This is a genomic window from Paenibacillus ginsengarvi (genome assembly GCF_003626695.1).
GTDB lineage: Bacteria > Bacillota > Bacilli > Paenibacillales > NBRC-103111 > Paenibacillus_AB > Paenibacillus_AB ginsengarvi.
Genome location: NZ_RBAH01000015.1, coordinates 142,273 through 161,578 on the forward strand (window position 1 = coordinate 142,273; position 19,306 = coordinate 161,578).

Annotated in this window: 14 protein-coding genes; 11 read left to right on the forward strand and 3 right to left on the reverse strand. The window is 56.5% G+C overall.

Annotation, left to right across the window (positions count from 1 at the left end; all coding sequences use genetic code 11):
- Positions 1-2 precede the first annotated feature (2 nt).
- Together D7M11_RS20430 and trxA are read left to right on the forward strand one after the other, a co-directional pair.
- Positions 3-383 (forward strand): IDEAL domain-containing protein, encoded by a 381-nt coding sequence (locus D7M11_RS20430; protein ID WP_120749099.1) that lies wholly within the window; start codon positions 3-5, stop codon positions 381-383.
- A 43-nt stretch (positions 384-426) separates the two neighbouring features.
- Positions 427-741, forward strand: coding sequence for a thioredoxin (gene trxA / locus D7M11_RS20435; RefSeq protein WP_120749100.1), 315 nt, complete (start codon positions 427-429; stop codon positions 739-741).
- A gap of 89 nt (positions 742-830) precedes the next feature.
- Here the strand turns inward: trxA and D7M11_RS20440 are convergent, their stop codons facing one another.
- Entirely contained in the window at positions 831-2,072 is a 1,242-nt protein-coding gene (locus D7M11_RS20440; protein ID WP_120749101.1) for an MFS transporter, read from the reverse strand.
- A 187-nt stretch (positions 2,073-2,259) separates the two neighbouring features.
- Between D7M11_RS20440 and D7M11_RS20445 the strand changes: the two genes are divergently transcribed.
- The 5 genes from D7M11_RS20445 (at position 2,260) to D7M11_RS20465 (ending at position 7,611) form a co-directional block, all read left to right on the forward strand.
- A complete protein-coding gene (locus tag D7M11_RS20445; protein WP_120749102.1) occupies positions 2,260-2,607 on the forward strand; it encodes a hypothetical protein in 348 nt (115 codons plus the stop codon).
- Positions 2,608-2,609: 2 nt separating this feature from the next.
- On the forward strand, positions 2,610-4,301 hold the full coding sequence (locus tag D7M11_RS20450; protein WP_158606746.1) for a MutS-related protein: 1,692 nt from the start codon (positions 2,610-2,612) through the stop codon (positions 4,299-4,301).
- Positions 4,302-4,729: 428 nt separating this feature from the next.
- Complete coding sequence (locus D7M11_RS20455) at positions 4,730-5,743, forward strand: glycoside hydrolase family protein (protein ID WP_120749104.1); 1,014 nt, start codon at positions 4,730-4,732, stop codon at positions 5,741-5,743.
- A gap of 169 nt (positions 5,744-5,912) precedes the next feature.
- Entirely contained in the window at positions 5,913-6,968 is a 1,056-nt protein-coding gene (gene aroC, locus D7M11_RS20460) for a chorismate synthase (RefSeq protein ID WP_120749105.1), read from the forward strand.
- 142 nt (positions 6,969-7,110) lie between these two features.
- Positions 7,111-7,611, forward strand: a complete 501-nt coding sequence (locus D7M11_RS20465; RefSeq protein ID WP_120749106.1) for a hypothetical protein — start codon at positions 7,111-7,113, stop codon at positions 7,609-7,611.
- Between the two features lie 359 nt (positions 7,612-7,970).
- On the opposite strand, the gene D7M11_RS20470 is transcribed toward D7M11_RS20465, so the two are convergent.
- Entirely contained in the window at positions 7,971-8,657 is a 687-nt protein-coding gene (locus D7M11_RS20470; protein WP_120749107.1) for an MIP/aquaporin family protein, read from the reverse strand.
- A 181-nt stretch (positions 8,658-8,838) separates the two neighbouring features.
- Between D7M11_RS20470 and D7M11_RS20475 the strand changes: the two genes are divergently transcribed.
- On the forward strand, positions 8,839-10,788 hold the full coding sequence (locus D7M11_RS20475; RefSeq protein ID WP_158606747.1) for an alpha-amylase family protein: 1,950 nt from the start codon (positions 8,839-8,841) through the stop codon (positions 10,786-10,788).
- A gap of 77 nt (positions 10,789-10,865) precedes the next feature.
- Here D7M11_RS20475 and D7M11_RS20480 read toward each other — a convergent pair whose 3' ends face one another.
- The gene (locus D7M11_RS20480) at positions 10,866-11,768 is read right to left on the reverse strand and encodes an AraC family transcriptional regulator (protein WP_120749109.1); all 903 of its coding nucleotides are present in this window, start codon (positions 11,766-11,768) and stop codon (positions 10,866-10,868) included.
- 422 nt (positions 11,769-12,190) lie between these two features.
- Between D7M11_RS20480 and D7M11_RS20485 the strand changes: the two genes are divergently transcribed.
- The 3 genes from D7M11_RS20485 to D7M11_RS20495 are packed head-to-tail and all read left to right on the forward strand — an operon-like array spanning position 12,191 to position 19,284.
- Complete coding sequence (locus tag D7M11_RS20485; protein ID WP_158606748.1) at positions 12,191-13,546, forward strand: extracellular solute-binding protein; 1,356 nt, start codon at positions 12,191-12,193, stop codon at positions 13,544-13,546.
- 42 nt (positions 13,547-13,588) lie between these two features.
- Entirely contained in the window at positions 13,589-16,933 is a 3,345-nt protein-coding gene (locus tag D7M11_RS20490; protein ID WP_120749111.1) for a carbohydrate binding domain-containing protein, read from the forward strand.
- A complete protein-coding gene (locus tag D7M11_RS20495; RefSeq protein WP_120749112.1) occupies positions 16,930-19,284 on the forward strand; it encodes a family 78 glycoside hydrolase catalytic domain in 2,355 nt (784 codons plus the stop codon). Before D7M11_RS20490 ends, D7M11_RS20495 begins: the two co-directional genes overlap by 4 nt.
- Positions 19,285-19,306 lie beyond the last annotated feature (22 nt).

The window sequence follows — 19,306 nt, forward strand, 5'->3', positions numbered from 1 at the left end:
CGATGAATTGGAGCATACTGCTGCAAACAGGCGATTGGGTAACCGGCACATCCGCCGGGGACGAGAAATTTATTGGTTTTGTCGAAGCGGTTCGAGGTGGTTCGGTCCGCGTATGGGTAACGCAGTGCGACCGCGAATCGGCCATCGGCACTTCGATAGAAGCGCCGCTCTCCAAAGTGAAGAAAATGCCGGATGCCGCTCCCGCGGAAAAAGCGGAACTGCTTGATCTGATTGAGCTGGCGCTGGCCACTCACGATAAAGACTGGTTCGATTCGCTGAGCAGTGAGCTCGGTTCCGCCGACTCTAAGCAAACGCTGCCGGCGGCACTGCCGATTCACAACCGGATCAGCGACACCCGTTTCCGCAATTCCATCGATATTTGATTCGATTTTCATAAAATAAATAAATACAAGGAGAGGATCTGTAATGGCTATCGTTAATGTTTCCGATTCGCAATTCCAAAGCACCGTCCGGGAAGGACTTGTGCTCGTCGATTTTTGGGCGCCGTGGTGCGGCCCCTGCAAAATGATCGCTCCCATTCTCGAAGAGCTTGGCAAGCAGGAGGGCGACGCGCTGACGATCGCCAAAGTGAACGTGGACGATAATCCGGAAACGGCGGGCCAATACGGAATTATGAGCATTCCGACGCTGAAACTGTTCAAGGACGGGGCCGAAGTTGCGACCTATGTCGGCGTTCGTCCGCTGGCCGAGCTGAAGGCGGCTGTTGCCGCTCATCGGTAAGGCTGATCATAGCAAGCTAAGCATCTTGTAGACATTGAAATGGCTGCCCATCGGAGCTTTCGGGTTCCGGCGGGCGGCCTTTTTTTCGTTCAGGAGTACGCTTTGGCGGCCGAGCGGGGCTGATCCGGGTCCGTTCCTTTCGTCTCTCTGCCCAAGGCGAAGACGGTGATGGCGCCAATTACAATAGCCGCGAAAAAAACGATAAAGATGGAGGCAATGCCGACGCCCCGAGCCACGAGCAGGCCGACCGTGTAAGGCCCGAGCACCCCGCCGATCCGGCCGAACGAGCTGGCGAACCCGACGCCGGTGGCGCGGATCGCGGTCGGATACAGCTCCGGCGTATAAGCGTACATCGCTCCCCAGGCGCCCAGATTAAAAAACGACAAACAGATCCCGGCGCCGATTATGCTGCCTACCGTTTCCGCGCTGCCAAACCAGACGGCGCTTACGGCGGTTAGCAGCAAGTAGGCGATCAGCACGAACTTTCTGCCGAATTTCTCGATAAAATAAGCGGCCGTGAAGTAGCCGGGCAACTGGGCAAGCGTCATGATCAGGACGTATTGGAAGCTTTTGACGAGACCGAAGCCTTTCATCACAATAACCGTCGGCAGCCACAGAAACATGCCGTAATACGAGAATACGACCGTAAACCATAGTACCCACAGCGTAATGGTGGACGACCGGTGCGGGGCCGACCATACCGAGGCGGCTCGCTCGCGAAACGTCGGCTTCCGGCCTTGCTGCAGCGCAAAGCGCGGAGAATCCTGAACCGCCCGTCTGAGGTAAAGCGCATAAAGAGCCGGTGCCGCTCCGATGACGAAGGCTGTCCGCCATCCGTACAGCGGAATGACGAAATAAGAGATAAGTGCGGAGACGATCCAGCCGGCCGCCCAGAAACTTTCCAGCAGGACGACGGTACGGCCGCGATCTTGAAGCGGCACCGACTCCGATACGAGCGTCGATGCGACCGGAAGCTCTCCCCCGAGGCCGAAGCCGGCGATGAATCGCAGTGCGCATAACATCGCGAAGCTTCCGGCGAACGCGGATAAGCCGCTGGCAAGCGAGAACAGAAGCAGCGTTGCGATTAACACGACCCGGCGGCCGTACGTATCGGCAAGCGCTCCGGCTACAGCCGCGCCTGCGGCCATGCCGATCGAGTTGATCGCCGTCAGCTGCCCGATCTGCTGCGAACCGAGCTGCCATTCTACAGCGAGCGCCGCTACGATGAAGGAGATCATCCCGACGTCCATAGCGTCGAATAGCCAGCTAAGCCCTGTGCTTACGAGCAGTTTTCTTTGTTTTTTTTCGCGAAACGGGGCAAATGTGCTCATCGCATCAACCAGTACCTTCCGGGAGTATATCGATTCTCGTCCGCATAGTATTTGCCTGAGGACGTTTTTCTATGAGAGCTGAAGATGATAACGGAATATCATCGTTTTATGAGCTTTTTATGTCTTCATGACTACGGAGGATTGTGGTACGATTAAGGGAAAGTGCCAATATCTGGGGTGAGGCCGAATGCGACTTTTAGGTAATGTAACCCAACTGCTGATTCGCATGATCCAAAGCGGCCCGGAGCAGCCGCTGCTCATTTCACCGCCGCGCCACTGGCTGCTGCTTCGTCTGCTGCGTCATTGGGCCGGTTTGTTTGGAATCGTTTTCATGTCGTATAGCTTTTTTATCATGATCAGTTTTCCGCTGTTTGTTTATTTGCTGTTCACGTATTATGTGCTCTCCAGAGATTGGTGGGGGCACGGCTATTCGAGGGTGCTGTTGCACTCATCTTCGTCGGTCGTCTGGATCGTTTCCATTTTACTCGCGGGTCCGCTCCGGACGTATATCGGCACCGTCTTGGGAGGGATATGAACATGTCTATGAATACGTCCAGTTGGAGCTTGTTGTACCCGGAGGAATACTCGGCATATTCCGGAGAGGAGACGGCTGTAGCCGATCTATCGGTTATTACCGCGCTTCAGGCGGAAGCGTTGTTTGGCGAAATGCGGCGTGCGTTCAAATTCAAGCCGGCTCAAAAGCATCCGTCCGTATATTTGACCGACCGGGTCGAGGTGATCCGTTACCGGCTCGAAGCAGTGGAGGATATATTGAATCACGAGCCGTTGTTCAAACTGCTCGAGAAGCTGCTGCCCGATCTGGAAGATATGAAGGAGCTGCATCAAACGAACACGAAAACGGACGTTGACATGTACGACTATTTGACGGCCATTTCCGAGATCGAGGTGTATGTCGGCTTGCTCGAGAAGCTGTACGATTTTTTTTGCCGAGAGCCTAAAGACTTTCAATCGAGGGCTTTCAAGGCATTTGCAGCGGAAATCAGGCAGTTGTACGAGGACCCGGCGCATGGCTCGCTGAAAGCCGAATATGCCAAAATGTCGCAAAGCATTCGCAGCATCAAAAGTATGACGATCGGGGTGAATCTCGATGCGCGGTTCCGTCCTGCGGAAGCCGGCGTTGTCGCTGTCCATACGGAGTCGTTTCGCTCGGGGCAGTTGATCGACAGGCTGCTGCGGATCGATTTTGCGAATGACGGCTTTACGTGTCTTGCCCCGCTTGAGCCGGTCGGCAAAGGGTTGACGCCGGAGCAGCTGGTTGCCATGAAGTCCGCAGTAAACGGAGCGCTGCACACGATGCTGAAGTCTTCGATGAAGAATTGGAGGCCGGTGGTTCGCGCGTTCACGATTGCCAAATCCAGATTCGTTATGAGATTCGTAGACGAGATTCGTTTTCTGGTCGGCGGGGTGGCGCTGCTGAAGCGGCTGCTCTCCGCCGGAATGCCGCTGTGCAAGCCCGAAGTGTGTCCGATGGAGAGCAAGACATTTACTGTGAAGGGGCTCTACAATCCGGTCGTTGCACTGAATATGCAGCCGAGCGGCGGCGACAGCGAGAAAGGTAAAGTCGTGCTGAACGAAATGAAGTTTGACGATGACGGCATGATTTATATTTTGACCGGTCCGAATCAAGGCGGCAAAACCGTTTTCGTGCAGGCGGTCGGGATGGCGCAGCTGCTGTTTCAGCTCGGTTTGTTCGTGCCGGCTTTCTCGGCATCGATCAGTCCCGTGGACCGGATCTACTCTCACTTTCCCGACCGGCAAGAAAGATACGCGAACGGCCGCTTCGCCGACGAATGCGAGCGCCTGATGCGCATATGCGAGAAGCTGACCGGCCATAGTTTGCTGCTAATGGATGAGACGTTCTCGAGCACAAGCGCCTCGGAGGCGACCTTTATCGCCGAGCAAGTGCTGCTAGGCTTGCGCGAGTCAGGGTGCCGGGTGTTGTTTGCTACGCATCTTCACGATCTGGCCCGCAGCATCGACGAGTTAAACGGCCGCCTGGAGTCGAGCGTTTGCCGGATCGACAGCTTGACCGCAGAAATGGAGACGGAAAACGGGACGGCCGCACGCAGCTACAAAATCGTCCGCTCGCGTCCGCAAGGGAGCAGCTACGCCCGGGATATCGCCGAAAAGTACGGGCTGACCTACGAGCATTTGATGGCTTCGCTGGGAAGGCGGAACGCCGGGCAGGAGCGCGAGCGATTACCGTGAAAGCTCCCACCGCCAACAGAGGCGGGGGCTTCTTGTTTCGACGATCGTTGCCTTTCTTAGGGAGAAAGGTCTTACGGGATCTCCACTAGCGTTCGATGCTTTTCGCATCCCGTTCGGGGCAAACCCTCTTCGTCTAACCGAAATTCATCCCTTCCCTGAAGAGGAAGAGGACTTCTTTCGGAAATCCCTTAAAAAAATGCATACGATTCGTTTGGATTGTCCATATCTTTTTCCCGCCCGATTCGTTACGATTGGATGTAAGGCGCGATCAAAAAAATAGCGGACCTGATGTTGTTCTTGCCACAGGCGGTAACTACGCCTTTTCTTAACAACAACGGATTGGTCTATTATTTTTTTGATCGCGCCTAACACACGAGGAGGCTGGCGCCTTGTCTGCCAGTTTGTCACGATAGGGGGAGCTTGTTGTTATGTTTAATCGTTTGCTTCCCGCCCCGCGAGGCGGCGGATTTCGAATGGACGGATACTGGGTATGGTGCGGCTCAGCGGTTCTGGGCGAGGACGGCCGGTATCATCTGTTTGCTTCGCGTTGGCCGAAGTCGGTGCCGATGCATCCCGGCTGGCTCGTCTATTCGGAGGTGGTGCGCGCCGTCGCCGACCGGCCGGAAGGCCCGTACGAGTTTCAGGAGGTCGTACTGCCCGCGCGGGGAGCCGAATACTGGGACGGGCGCAGCACGCACAATCCTCATATCGTCAAGTTCCGCGACAAGTATCTGCTGTACTACATGGGCTCGACGCATCCGCTGCCGGACCCGGTTCCGGGGGACGGTTACGGGCTTAACGACCCGCGATGTATCGTAGCGAGAGCGAACAAGCGAATCGGACTGGCTGTGTCCGATAGCGTCTTCGGCCCGTGGAAAAGGCTGGATACGCCGATCCTGGACACGAGGCCGGGAAAGTTCGACAGCTTCCTTACGTCGAACCCCGCTCCTTGCGTCCATGAGGACGGTTCTGTGCTGGTCATCTACAAAGCTCGCAAGTACGAGGGGAACGCTCACGGGGGGATGACGATCGGAGCGGCGCGCGCCGATCATTACGAGGGGCCTTACCGGGTCGTTAGCGAGCAGCCGATATTTCCGCCGGAGCGATTCCATCTCGAAGACCCGTTCATTTGGAAAACGGAAGCGGGCTACGAGCTGATCGCCAAAGATATGAACGGCGATTTGTGCGGCGAAAAGTACGGGGGCATTCATGCCTATTCCCCGGACGGCCTAGACTGGCAGCTGTCGGCGGAGCCGCGTTCGTATTCGCGCACGATTCGCTGGGATGACGGAACCTCCCAGACGCTGGGCAATATGGAGCGCCCGTTTCTGCTGTTCCAGAACGGCCGGCCGACGCATCTGTTCGCGGCCGTTTCCGATGGCAAGAAAGGCTTTTCCGATGCGACTGAAACGTGGAACATCGTTATTCCGCTTGGAGAGTAGAGGAGACCGGCTGACTGTGCGGTGCAGCGGAGTCAGGGGATGTGGCGAGCGGGTGTGTTGTGATATAGAGTCATTCTATGCCTGATCTCGGATATTCCAATTTCATTTATTGCAAGCTTCCCGTTATAATCGAGTTCAAACAACTTGAGTATGGCAGGAGGCAGCGCGTATGGCAGGCAATTCGTTCGGCGAACGTTTCCGCATTACGACGTTCGGAGAATCGCACGGCGAAGCGGTAGGCGTTATTATAGACGGAGTAACGCCGGGCGTCGAGCTGGACATCTCGGACGTTCAGGCGCAGATGGACCGCAGGAAGCCGGGGCAGTCTTCGGTGACGACTCCGCGGAAGGAATACGACATCGTCCATATCGTCTCCGGGGTATTCGAGGGGAAAACGACGGGGACTCCGATCATGATTTTGCTGTACAACCAGGATATGCGGCCCCAGGCTTACGACGATATTAGGCTGGCGTTCCGTCCCGGTCATGCCGACTATACGTATTTGCAAAAGTACGGCATCCGCGATTACCGCGGCAGCGGCAGAGCGTCGGGAAGGGAGACGGCCGGCCGGGTGGCGGCGGGGGCGGTTGCGCGCAAGCTGCTGGAGCGCAGAGGCGTGCGCGTCGTGGCGTACACGAAGGCTATAGCCGGCATCGAGTGCGAAACGTTCGATGAAAGCGAGATTGAGCGCAATGCCGTCCGGGCGTGCGATCCCGAAGCCGCCCGCGCGATGATAGGCAAGATCGAGCAGCTCTCCGCTGCCGGGGACAGCTGCGGCGGCATCGTGGAATGCGTCATTCACGGTGTGGCCCCGGGCATCGGCGAGCCGGTGTTCGACAAGCTCGATGCCGAGCTGGCCAAGGCGATGCTGTCGGTCGGGGCTGTCAAAGGGATCGAATTCGGAGCCGGGTTCGCCGCAGCGGATATGCTCGGCAGCGAGCATAACGATCCGATGAACGCCTCCGGCTTCATGAGTAATCATGCAGGCGGCATCGTCGGCGGGATCAGTACGGGGCAGCCGATCGTTTTTCGCATAGCCGTCAAGCCGACCTCTTCGATCTCGAAGCCGCAGCAGACGATCCGTATAAGCGGCGAGGAGCATACGATCATGACCGAGGGCAGACACGACCCGTGCATATGTCCGCGAATTGTGCCGGTTATCGAAGCGATGGCCTGTCTCGTGCTCGAGGATCAGTACAAGCGCCAGGCGGCCATGTTGGGCTGAGGAGGCCCGGTCAGGGCGCGTCGTTGCCGTCTGCCATACGTACTGGACTTAAGTCTGGGGAAGGATCACGCCGGAGAACGAGTACGGTACGCGGCCCTGTATGGTATGATGGAAGCAACAATGATCGTAAAGGAGCTGCACGATGAAGATCAGGGCGATTTTGGGCGCAGTGCTCATGCTTCTGGGAGCGTACTTGTTTTTGAATCAAGGCGGATCATACGGGACCGGGGACATATTCGCGTATTTTTGGCCTAGCTTGTTCGTTATTCCGCTGGGGCTGTTTTTCCACTGGATGTATTTCAAAATGATCGGGCGCAAGGGTGTAGGGCTGCTCATTCCGGGCGGCGTTTTGCTCATAGCCGGGATGGTCTGCCAGGTCGCGATGCTGTTCGACAGCTGGGAGTATATGTGGCCCGGATTTATTTTCGCCCCCGCGGTCGGCTTGTTCGAATTTTACTGGTTCGGCGGCCGCAACAAATGGCTGCTGATCCCGATCAACATTTTGACTGTGCTGTCGGTATTGTTTTTCATCATCTTCACCGCAGGCGCGCTGCTCGGAAAAATTTCGGGTCAGCCGATTATTGCTGTGGCGATCTTGCTGGTAGGCGCTTTTCTGCTTATCGGCCGCAAAAAGGAAATTTAACTCGCGCAAAAAGGCGGGGACGACATCGGTCGTCCCCGTTTTTGTATGTAATTCGAAGCAATGAACTGCCGGCAGGAATAGAGGAAGCGCTTGTTCCGTTAACGTGCCAAAAGAGGCGGAAACGGCCCGATAGAGGAAGCTAATGTTCCGTTAAATCTGACAATAGGGGACGAAATCGGCTCCTGCCGAGGGTATAGCGGAACTTCTAATTCCGTTATCGGGGCAAGAAGTAAGGGTATGCAGCTTTTAGCGGAAGTTTCAGTTCCGTTATTACGGAGCTCGGCTAGGAAGCGGAATCCCTCTACAGCCAAGCTTCATTTCGCGAGTACGGCATTTGCTTCACGTTCTTCGTTCTTCGCTTACGCCTGACGCGACGAATTGAGCCAGCGGTAAACGGCTGCGGCCAGCGCTCCCCCTATAAGCGGGGAGACGAGAAATACCCAAACTTGCGATAAAGCATTGCCGCCGAGCAGCAGCGCCGGACCCAGGCTTCGCGCCGGGTTGACGGAAGTCCCCGTCAGACCGATCCCCAAAATATGTACGAATACAAGCGTCAAGCCGATGACCAGCCCGGCAACGGCACCATGGCTTTGGGAAGAGGTGACGCCGAGAATCGCATAAATGAAGACGAATGTCAAAATAATCTCGACGATCACGGCCATCGTCATCGTAATCCCGATGCCGTAGCCATCGCCGAAGCCGTTTTGGCCCAGGCTCGTGACGTCCGCCCCGGTCGAGGCGATGATCGCATACAGCACGGCCGCTCCCGCGATAGCGCCGACGATCTGAGCGATGACGTAGCCGACGAAATCGGCGGCCGACAGCTTGCGCAGAAGCAGCATTGCCAGCGATACGGCCGGATTGACATGGCAGCCGGATACGGAGCCGATCACGTACGCCATCGCCACGATGGCCAGACCGAAGGCGAAGGCGATTCCCAGGTTGCCGAGATTGCCGCCCGCCGTTGCGGCGCTGCCGCAGCCGAACAGAACGAGCACGAACGTTCCGATCGCTTCGGCCGCATACTTTTTGACTGGTGTGTTCATAGAAAACCTCCTTTATTTGATATATACTCAGTTCCAGTATATGGAATGCATATAGACAAAAACTGAACAAATTGGATTCGATCCAAGCTGGAAAAATGAATAGACAAACAGAATGCATTCAATATATTATATAATATATAATGTAAAACCATATTCATTCCACCAGAATCGAGGTCGTCCCATGCGAAAGCTGAAACGAGCCGTCCATCTCGACTTTCACACGATGCCGAATGTAACCGATTTTGCCGCCGGATTCGATGCCCGGGAGTTTGCCCGTACGCTGAAACAGGCGAAGGTCGATTTTGTTAACGTATTCGCCAAATGCAATCTTGGATTCGCTTACTACCCGACCGAGATCGGCGTCCCTTATCCGTATATGAAGGGGGATATGCTGGGAGAGATAATTGAGGAATGCCATAAGGAAGGCATCGGCGTAGCCGCTTACTTCAATATCGGTCTCGATCACGAGATGGCGCGCAAGCACCGGGACTGGTCGGTCGTGAACAAGGAAGGTCAGGTCATCTGGGGAGACCGGACGGGGAACTTTTTTCGCTTGATGTGTTTGAATTCCGGCTATCGCGACTATACGCTCGGGATGATCCGGGAAGTCGTGGAGCGGTATCCGGTCGACGGCATTTTTCTCGACTGCCTGGTGATGAACCCGTGCTACGGGAACGAATGTCAGGAGCTGCTGCACGCAAGCGGCGGCGATCCTTTGAACGACAAGGAAGTGGAGGCGTTTACGAGACAGACGGTCATCGACTTTTGTTGGGATGTCAAGGCGATTACCGGTGACGATCTGCTGCTGCTGCCGAACGGGCTCGGGCACGTGCATTGCGAAGGGCTCGGCACTCATATCGAGATCGAATGCTTGCCCGGCGCATGGGGTTATGACTATTTCGCCGCGCAGGCGGCCTTCGCCCGGACGCTGGGCAAGCAGGTGCTGTATATGACGGGGCGGTTCCATGCCAACTGGGGAGATTTCGGCGGATTGAAGAGCAAAGCCTCGCTGGAGTACGATGTCTGGGATGCGCTTATGAACGGCATCGGAACGTCGGTAGGCGACCATATGCATCCGCGGGACGGACTCGATGCCACCGTCTACCGCCAGATCGCGGACGTGTACGAGGATGTCGAACGGCTAGAGCCTTGGACGGACGGGGCTGTCGCAGCCGCGGATATAGCGGTCGTTTTGCCGGAGGGCAGCGATCTCGGCTCTAACAACCCGCGTTTTCAGAAAGGGCAGCAGTTGCTGTATGCGGCTGCGCGTATGCTGGGCGAGCTGAAGTATACGTTCGATATTGTCTGGGAGACGGGGGATTTCTCGGCCTACAAGCTGATCGTGCTGCCTGACGAAATTACAATTACGTCGGTGCTGAAAGCGAAGCTGGAGGAGCATCTGGCGGAAGGAAAAGGGATTGTAAGCACGGGCTTCTCCGGCCTGAACGAAGAGCGGACCGGGTTTGCGATCGATGCCTGGAACATGGAATTCGGCGGCGCCGATTCGCGGAACGTCTCCTACTACAAGATGCTGGAGCCGTCCGCCGGCTTCGAGCCGGACTTCAAATACGCCGCCTACCGGCAAGGGATACGTTTGAACAAAGGCGCGGATTGCACGGTCATCGCCGAGGACTGCGAACCGTATTCGAATAAGATGTGGGACGGGTTTCACGGCTATTTTTACACGCCGCCGGCAGACGTCTCCGGCCACGCGGCGGTTGCGCGTTCGGGCCAGGTGATTCAGATCGCCCACCGGCTGTTTTTTAGCTACTGGCACCAGGCATATCCGGCAGACAAACAATTGCTGCAATATTGCATCCGTCAGCTTATGCCGGAGCCGCTCGTCCGCACGGAAGGTTTGCCGTCTACGGCGCGGATCGGCGTGACCCGCAAGGGCGGGATGGAGCTGATTCACATCAAGACGACGTATCCGGAGCTGCGCGGGAAGTACAATGTGATCGAGGAGCATAACGTCGTACACGGTGGTATTGTCCACATCCGCGGAGGCGACGTGAAACGCGTGTACACGGCACCGGACCAAACGCCGCTTGCGTTCGACGAGGTCGGCGGTTATACGCGCATTCCGCTTCCGCCCATCCCCGGCTATTTGCTCGTCGTAGTCGAGCGGTGAGCGGCTGCCTGCTGCGGCGTCAAACGATAAAGAATAGAACGGACCCTTCCATGTGGAAGGCGTCCGTTTTTTTGTGCTCAGCCGCCGATTCTTTTCGTACGTGCGAGAATCGATCGGGCATACTCGGAGGGCGTCATGTCGGAGAGCCGCTTGAACTGTCTGGAGAAATGGTGCACGCTGCTGTAGCCGAGGTTTTCCGCGATCGCCGAAATATTCCCGTTTTCCTCGCGGATGAGCTGCTTGGCCCGATCTATTTTCAGCCGATTGAAATATTCCATCGCTCCGATTCCGGCATGATCCTTGAACAGCATTTTCAGCCCCGTGCGGCTGATCGCGAAAATGTCGCATAACTGGTCGAGCGTGTAATTTTGAGCGATATTGCGCTGCATAAAATGAATCATGTTCGTAAACGATTCGTTGCCCGGTTTTTCCCCGACCGGCGAAGCTTGTCTCTCTGCGCTTTGCTCCGCTCTCCTTCGGCGAATGAGACGAATCAAAAAAATTTCCAAATAATTGCGGATCAGCTGTTCGCCGCCGAATACGGCGCTCTCCTTCTCATGCGGACAGCCGGATATATTGGGCGAGTTGACGGGCGGATCAAAGGCGAGCAGCCCCTCCTGCACGATAAAGGACAGGATGCGGTACTCATCCTCCTGCAGCCGAAAGCGGCAGTCCCCCTCAAAAACGGACATGCATGCCGCATCGCATTCGAACGAGAGAATGATGATATTGGAAGTCGTCTTGTTCAAGGCCCTTCCGCCGTGAAACAAATTCGGCATGAAGAACAGGATGTCGCCCTGTCTGAGATGATACGTCCCCAGATCGGTAAAAAACTCCACTTCGCCTTTATCGATATAGATGAACTCCCAGAAATCATGTCTTTCCCCTCGCGTATAAAAATGTTTGGACATTTCCCGGTAATAAAAGGTGACCAGCTTGCGAATGGTCAGTTCTTCTTTGAGCGTATGTCTGGGACGCATGGGCCGGATTCCCCCTTGAACCAATTGAAATCGCTTGCAGCCGATGATAGTGAGCGGTATCGCTAGCAATTCTATTATATTTCCGTTCCGATTTGAAAAAAAGAGGGGGAAACAGGCTGTCGCTCCAGCCCGGGGGAGCTGCAAACCGGGAAAGGGCAAGGAACATCCGGGATTTTCACCGAGGCGGAGCCGGCGGTTCTGACCGGATTGACAAAACGTTTGACCTTTGCGTCAAAGCCCGATTTGCCTTTCCGGCCTTATGATAAACGTGAACCGTTCGGCTGGCAGGTGACGGGAATGGAGCCGGCCGGTTATACACGTGGCAGTAATCGGTTTCCGCCACAGCAGGATTACCTGATCGTACGGTCAGCGGGGTCAAACCATCACGGCAAGTTAATCACATGAAGCAGGGGGAAACGAACATGGCAACCAAGGTTAACAAAGTGAGCAAGTATGTAGTTCCGGCACTGATCGCCGGCATAATGCTAACGGCATCAGGCTGTTCCGGAGGCGGCGGGGAACAAGGAAAGAGTGGCGGTGGAGCTACTGCCGAAGGAGGCAGCCAGCCGGTCAAACGCTCGGAGCCGGTCGAGCTTGTCATTCATACGAACAATGGGGGGACGCCGGAAAGCTTCGATGCGAACTACGGGAACCGCATTCGTCAAAAATTCCCCGACTACAAAATCACATACATCCAGAGCAAGGCGGGGAGCACGCTTCAGGACTTGCTCGCGACCGGGCAGCGCGTAGATATTTTGTTTCAGACCGATTCGTATTATTTCGAATTGGCGCAAGGCTCCAAGCTGGAATTCGACATGACAGATCTAGCCAAAAAACACGGCGTCGATCTGAATGCGTTCGAGCCCCGGATCATCGAAGGCTTGAAAGCCTCGGGCGGCGGCAAGCTGTATGCGCTTCCGGTCAGCAACATGATTCAGGTCATGTACTACAACAAATCGATATTCGATAAATTCGGCGTTCCTTATCCGAAGGACGGGATGAACTGGGATGAAGTTCAGGAGCTGGGGAAAAAGCTCGACCGCGAAGACGGAGGCGTCTCCTATATCGGATTTACGGCTTCGCCGGCCCATATTTTGGGCAACAACCAATATTCAATCCCTTATGTGGACGCCAAGACGGACAAGCCGACCTTCCTCGACAGCACCTGGAACAAGCTGTTCGAGACGTACCTGCTGACGCCGGGAAAAACCGAAGGCTACCAGAAGTTCGTCACCGGCAAAAAGAAGCTTCCGTACCGGCTTGAATTTACAGATACGCCGATGCTGGGCATGTTCGTGTTTAACTCGAGCTTCCCGTTTTCGATCCCGAATATCAACGATATCAATTGGGATCTGGTGGCGCTGCCTACGTTCAAGGAGAAGCCGAAGGTCGGCTCGCAGTCCATGCCCGTCGTGTTCGGCATGACCTCGATGGCGAAGGACAAGGACGAGGCGATGGAGGTCATCAAATATTTGGGATCTGAAGAATTCCAGATGCCCGAAGCCAAAAAAGGCAATATGCCCGTTCTGACCAGCGCGGCCGTAAGGAAAGCATTTGCCCAGGATACGCCGTTCAAGGACAAAAACTGGGGAGCGCTGTATTACAACGAGATCGCCCCAAGCGTTCCGAAAAATCCTTATCTGCTGTCAGTTGAGAAAGTGCTTACGCCGTATGTGCAGCAGGTGATCGAAGGGAAAAAAGATGTGAATACGGCGCTGCGCGAAGCGCAAGAGCAGGCCGAGAAAACGATCGCCGACGCGAAGCTCAAAAATAAATAGGTACAACCTGTTCGTAAACTTAAGGCAAATGGAGGGGTACACATGAATGGATCTGGCTCATGGCCGCCGAATCGGCGATGGAAGTCCGTCAAGCCCAATATCGCAATCCTTTGTCTGCTAGCGCTGCTGTTTCAACTGCTTGGTATAACGGCGTCGACACCGCCGGCAATCGCTCAAAACGTAGGCGACGACGTCATGCAAAACGGAGGCTTCGAGCAAACGGCCGAAAGCAAGCCTCTCCCCTGGCTGGCGATGGGCGGCTGGACCAACCCCGAGATTCGGCTGCTTCCCGAAGCGGCGCGCTCGGGCTCGGCAGGAATCCGGATCGAAACGACCCAGAGTACCAATCCGTGGATCGCGCAGGATGTACTCGTCGAGCCGGGCGCGGTATACGACGTGTCGGTCTGGCTGAAGTCGCCCGGAGTTAGCGGAAGCGTAGGCGTGAAATTCGAATATTACAAAGGCCAGGTGCGAACGGCGGCCAATCGGCTTAGTGCGTACGATATGCAGAAAAATGTGCCCGCCGCCGATCTGACGGGCAGTTGGCAAAATTTGCGGTTCGAGGCCGCGATTCCCGAGGAAGCCGGACTTGTTCTCGTCTACTTGCGGATGTACGGAGCCGGGTCCGTGGATTGGGACGACGCTTCGTTCACTCTGGTGAAGACGAAGCCGCTGATCGATCTGACGACCGACCGGATCTTCTACTATGCCGACGCGGAAGAGGGGACGGTGAAGGCCGCTTTTCACTCGCCCGTCACCCCGCTTGAGCAGCTGCACGCAGAAGCGCGCGTGTATCGGGATTCAACCGGCGTCGTTATGGCGACCTATGCTCACGGCAGCGCGGCGCTGCCGATGAGCTTTCCTTTCGACCCGTCGCTGATGGTCAAGGACGAACCGTACCGGGTGGAGGTCCGTCTGCTGGACAGCTCGAATGCGGTGATGGACACGGTGACCTCTCTCGTGTACCGGATCGACCGCCCGACGATGCTTCGCAGCGACGGAACGGTTCTGGTGGACGGCGAGCCGTTTTTCCCGATTGCGGCGTATCATGTGCGTTTAACCGACTACCCATATTTGCACGAAGCGGGAATCAATACGGTGCAAGGGATCGTCACGAACAGCGCCAATGCGCTGCAGAGCGCACTCGATGCTGCGCAGATGAGCGGGCTGAAGGTGATGGTTCCGCTGTACTACAACATGAAGGTGAAGGAAAATGCGGCGCAAACCGCCTTGTTCGTAAACCGGTTCAAAACGCACCCGGCGGTGCTCGCCTGGATGATTATGGACGAACCGTTCTCCAACGGCAAAACGCTGCAAGAGCTTGCCGACGCCTACGGGCTGATTCGTTCGCTCGACAAGGCGCATCCGACCTATATGGTTGAGGCGCTGCCGCCGTATTACGCAGAGACGGCCAAGGTAACGGATATTTTGGTAACCGATGTATATACGATCCCGCGCGATCCGATCTCCCTCGTTGGCGAACGCACCGCTATGGCCAAGCAGGCGGCTCGAGAGAAACCCGTCTGGAACGTGCTGCAAGCGATGTACAATCCGCCGAATTGGCCGGTGCTGCCGACGATTGCGGACGTGCGTAATACGGCTTATCAGTCGCTGCTGAACGGTTTGCAGGGGATCGCCTATTATTCGGTCAATGAAAATACGTTCCAGCTGCGCGATTCCGAGCTGTGGCCGGGGCTGGTCGACTTCCGTGAAGAATTGGGCCTGTTCGGCCGTCTTGTGACGGAAGGAAGCCGAATCGGCCAAGGGCAGACGGAATACGGCCGCTGGGCCGTTTGGGAAGACGGGGGCGTCCGTTACGCCGCAGCTGTAAATACGAGCGATGTTAATCGCGAAATGAGCATATCGCTCGGCATTACGGGTTATCGCGCGGAACTGTTATATGGGGATACTCGCTCGGTGCTGGATAGTCAGGGCGGTGCGCTGACTGTGGACCTTGGCCCGAAGCAGTCGCTCCTGTACCGGATTACCTCGTTCGAGAGCAGGATGATGGACGCATTGGCGATCTCGGCGCAAGCGTCCGGGCTTTCTGCGGATGTCCAGTGGACTTCCGGCGTGAGCCAGCTTGAGGCCAAGCTGAACGCGATCCGGGACGAACTCGCCGGCAGCGCTCCCGACCCCGACGCAGCCGTCCAAGCCGCGATTCAGGCTTTCGGCCTTACGGCGTTATTGGCGGATTGGGCTAACCAGCTCGGCAGCGGCTCACCCAAGCCGGATATGCTCGGCGCTCTTGGTGGAATCAGAGAGCAGCTCGGGCCGATCGCCGCCTCGTATGTGCAGAGCGAACTCCAAGTCGAAGGGGACCTGCTGGTCGGCCAGGAAGAGCTTAACGAGCTTGCGTTCACAATGCGTAACGGAGCCGGGAGCGGACTGCAGAATGTGCAGGTCACGCTTAAGCTTCCGGAGGCGTTCGGGCTGGAGCCGGATACGCGCACCGTTGCCCAGCTCGGCAGCGGCCAATCGGCTACGGAAACGTTCAGCTTCCGTATCGCCGGACCTTTATCGCTTAGCAGCTATCCGCTTCAGGCTTTCGTCGAGTTCGAGTATGCCAATCAGCCTGGCGTGCGGATTACGACGGATAAGTATCTGCGTTCGTCTTACACGGATTTGCTGACGGTGCAGACAGAGCCGGGTGTCATTCGGGCAAATAAAGGCGGCAGTTATCCGTTTACGCTGAACGTAAAAAACAATGTGCCGAGAAGCCTAGAGGTCGGGTTCGAGCAGGTTCCGCCCGTGTCCGGCATGACTGTTCAGGTTCCAGCCCCGCTGCTTGTACCGGGCAATCAGCAAGCGACGGTCAGCGGTACGGTCTACTTGCCGCAAAGCGTCACTGACGGTGTCTACACGGCTACGATCCAGGTGAAGGCGGACGGGAAGCTCGTTCGGTCAATCCCGGTTCAGGCTTCTGTGGATAAAAACAGACTAATCAATCCGGGCTTCGAGCAGGCTAACGTTTCGGGAACGGGACCCGCCGGCTGGCTGATGCGCAAGGGAAACTGGGTGCAGGACGCTGTTTATGGCGGACAATATGCGGTTTCGTTACAGCCTGACGCTGCTAACGCCTGGAACGTCATTAACTCCGATCTGATAGCGGCGGAGCCCGGTGTCAACTATGTGCTGCGTGGCTGGGTGAAAAACAGCGCTGCCGCCGGAACCGTATCGATCGGCTTGAGACAAGTCAAACAGGACGGCGTTTCCACGATCGGGTATACGTGGAAGGAGATCCCGCACAATTCCGGTTGGACGTTATACAAGCTGGAGGTTACGGCTGCTTCGACAACGGGGTACGTTCAGGTTTACCTGTTGTCCGATACGGCTGCGAACGGCGAGGCTTGGTTTGATGAACTATATGTCGGGGAGCGCGGATGATGGAGGGGTTGAACGATTCGGTCTGGATGTGGAACGGAGGAAGCCGTGACGAAGGAAATCAATATGTGGAATTTCGCCACGAGTTTACTTTGTCCGATCTGGCGGAAGAAGCGAAGCTGTATATTTCCGTTGATACGGAATACGCCGTATGGATCAATGGACGGTTTGCGGACTCCGGACAGTATGACGACTTCCCGGACCATAAAGCATACGACGTGTTGCCGATCGGACCGTATTTGCGCCAGGGAAAAAATGTGTTATGCGTGCTGGCCTACTATCAGGGCGTTAACAGCTTCCAGTATATACAAGGCTTGCCTGGGTTGATCTATACGCTGGAAATGAAAGAAAAAACAATTAGAAGCGGCGGCGACGCCTATTGCCGGGTATCGCCGGCCTATACGTCCGGACCGCTCCCGATAAGCACCGCCCAACTGGGCTTTACGTTCGAATACGATGCGTCCGGCGGCGACGGCTGGACCGATCCGGACTACCGGATGACGGACGCGTGGAAGCGTGCCGAGGCCGGGCGGGCGACGAACGCGTATCCGGGCTGGTACGAACGGCCGGTACGCAAGCTTGAAGTGAAAGAGCGCTGCGGCGCATCTCTCATTGCCCAAGGCTTATTCGCAAGACTTGACGAGTCGCCGGGCGCTATCGTTGCGGAAGTGATGCAGCGGGATTATTTATCCCACCGGCTGTCCAGGTCCATCGTCAAGGACGGCGGCTCGCTCCGCCTTCCTTCCTCCGGCGGGCTGTCGATCAAGCCCGAAGCGTTCCAGCCAAACGGCGGCGTGTATTTGGTGCTCGACATGGGGCGGGAGCAATGCGGTTTTCTCGAGCTGGAGCTGGACGGAGAGGAAGGCACGATAATCGACATCGCCTATGGCGAGCATCTGGACGATCTGCGGGTCCGCGCCTCGGTACGCGGCAAACATTTCGCAACCCGCTACCGCTGCGGAGAAGGGCGGCAAACGTTCACCCATTATATGAAAAGGTGGGCGGGGCGTTACTTGCAGCTTCATATCGGAGGCGTTCGGGATACGTTTACACTGTATTACGCCGGACTCCGGTCTGTCGAATACCCGGTTGAACCAAAGGGCGAGTTTCGTTGTCCCGACAGGCTGCACCAACAAATCGAGCAGGTGGCCGTTCGCACCTTGCATCTGTGCATGCACGAGCACTATGAGGATACGCCCTGGCGCGAACAGGCGCTGTATGCCATGGATTCGAGAAATCAGGCTTTGTGCGGCTATTACTGCTTCGGCGAGTATGACTTTCCGGCCGCCTCGAACCGGCTTTTCGGTGAAGGGCTCAAGGACGACTGTTATTTGGAGCTGACCGCTCCGGCGAAGACGCCGTTTACGATTCCGTCGTTCAGCTTTATATGGATCGTTCAGTTGGAGGAGCACTTGCTGTACAGCGGCGACTTCGAACAGGCAAGAGCGAATCTCGGCATCGTCCGGCGAATGATGGACCGGCATACGGCCCAGTTGTTTAACGGCCTGCTGGAAACTCCGGGAAGCTCAGCGTATTGGAACTTTTACGATTGGGCGGACGGCTTGAACGGTGCGGGAGCAACAGCGCCCGGGTACAAAGGGCTGGCGAACAAACGATTCGATGCGCCGCTTAATCTGTTTTTGGCGATGGCGCTGGAAGCGGCGGGCCGAATGGCGAACGGCTGTCGAGATCATACGGCCGCCCGCGGTTATGCGGAAACCGCGAACAAGGTGAAAGCGGCCGTTCATGAGCGATTTTGGGATTCGGCCGCCCAGGCCTACCGCACGTATGCCGGGGAGGGCGAGGAGGAGCACTATGCCGAATTAACCCAGTCGCTGGCGCTCTGCGCACGCGTTTGTCCGGAGTCTCTCGCGGGCGGACTCCGGCAGCGGCTTTCTTCGACGGGGCACGGATGGGTGCCCGTTTCGCTCAGCTACGCCTTGTTCAAGTTCAAGGCTTTGCTTGACGAGCCGGAGCGATACGGGCAGCTCGTATTAGGTACGATCGCGGACGATTGGGGGCATATGCTGTACCGCGGGGCTACAAGCTTCTGGGAGACGAAGGAAGGGGCCGAAGCGTTCGGTCAGGCCGGGAGCTTGTGTCATGGCTGGTCGGCGATTCCCGTTTATTTTTACTACGCTTATATACTCGGGGTTAGACCGGTAGAGCCCGGCTTCCGGGTATTCCGGGTAGAGCCGGTCAGGTCGGTATTTCACAAGGCTGCAGGCAAGATCCCGACGCCGTATGGCGACATCACCGTGGAATGGAAGCAGACGGAGAACGGGCTGGAATTAAAGCTGGAGCACCCTGACGGCACGGTACGACAACAGGATGGGGAGGAAGGCCGTTTCTAGGGCGTGTTGCAAACCCCGTAGG

Bases quoted from the DNA above. Each gene is read 5' to 3' on its own strand.
- D7M11_RS20430 (WP_120749099.1), top strand. From the start codon at position 3: ATGAATTGGAGCATACTGCTGCAAACAGGCGATTGGGTAACCGGCACA.
- trxA (WP_120749100.1), top strand. From the start codon at position 427: ATGGCTATCGTTAATGTTTCCGATTCGCAATTCCAAAGCACCGTCCGG.
- D7M11_RS20440 (WP_120749101.1), bottom strand. From the start codon at position 2,072: ATGAGCACATTTGCCCCGTTTCGCGAAAAAAAACAAAGAAAACTGCTC.
- D7M11_RS20445 (WP_120749102.1), top strand. From the start codon at position 2,260: ATGCGACTTTTAGGTAATGTAACCCAACTGCTGATTCGCATGATCCAA.
- D7M11_RS20450 (WP_158606746.1), top strand. From the start codon at position 2,610: ATGTCTATGAATACGTCCAGTTGGAGCTTGTTGTACCCGGAGGAATAC.
- D7M11_RS20455 (WP_120749104.1), top strand. From the start codon at position 4,730: ATGTTTAATCGTTTGCTTCCCGCCCCGCGAGGCGGCGGATTTCGAATG.
- aroC (WP_120749105.1), top strand. From the start codon at position 5,913: ATGGCAGGCAATTCGTTCGGCGAACGTTTCCGCATTACGACGTTCGGA.
- D7M11_RS20465 (WP_120749106.1), top strand. From the start codon at position 7,111: ATGAAGATCAGGGCGATTTTGGGCGCAGTGCTCATGCTTCTGGGAGCG.
- D7M11_RS20470 (WP_120749107.1), bottom strand. From the start codon at position 8,657: ATGAACACACCAGTCAAAAAGTATGCGGCCGAAGCGATCGGAACGTTC.
- D7M11_RS20475 (WP_158606747.1), top strand. From the start codon at position 8,839: ATGCGAAAGCTGAAACGAGCCGTCCATCTCGACTTTCACACGATGCCG.
- D7M11_RS20480 (WP_120749109.1), bottom strand. From the start codon at position 11,768: ATGCGTCCCAGACATACGCTCAAAGAAGAACTGACCATTCGCAAGCTG.
- D7M11_RS20485 (WP_158606748.1), top strand. From the start codon at position 12,191: ATGGCAACCAAGGTTAACAAAGTGAGCAAGTATGTAGTTCCGGCACTG.
- D7M11_RS20490 (WP_120749111.1), top strand. From the start codon at position 13,589: ATGAATGGATCTGGCTCATGGCCGCCGAATCGGCGATGGAAGTCCGTC.
- D7M11_RS20495 (WP_120749112.1), top strand. From the start codon at position 16,930: ATGATGGAGGGGTTGAACGATTCGGTCTGGATGTGGAACGGAGGAAGC.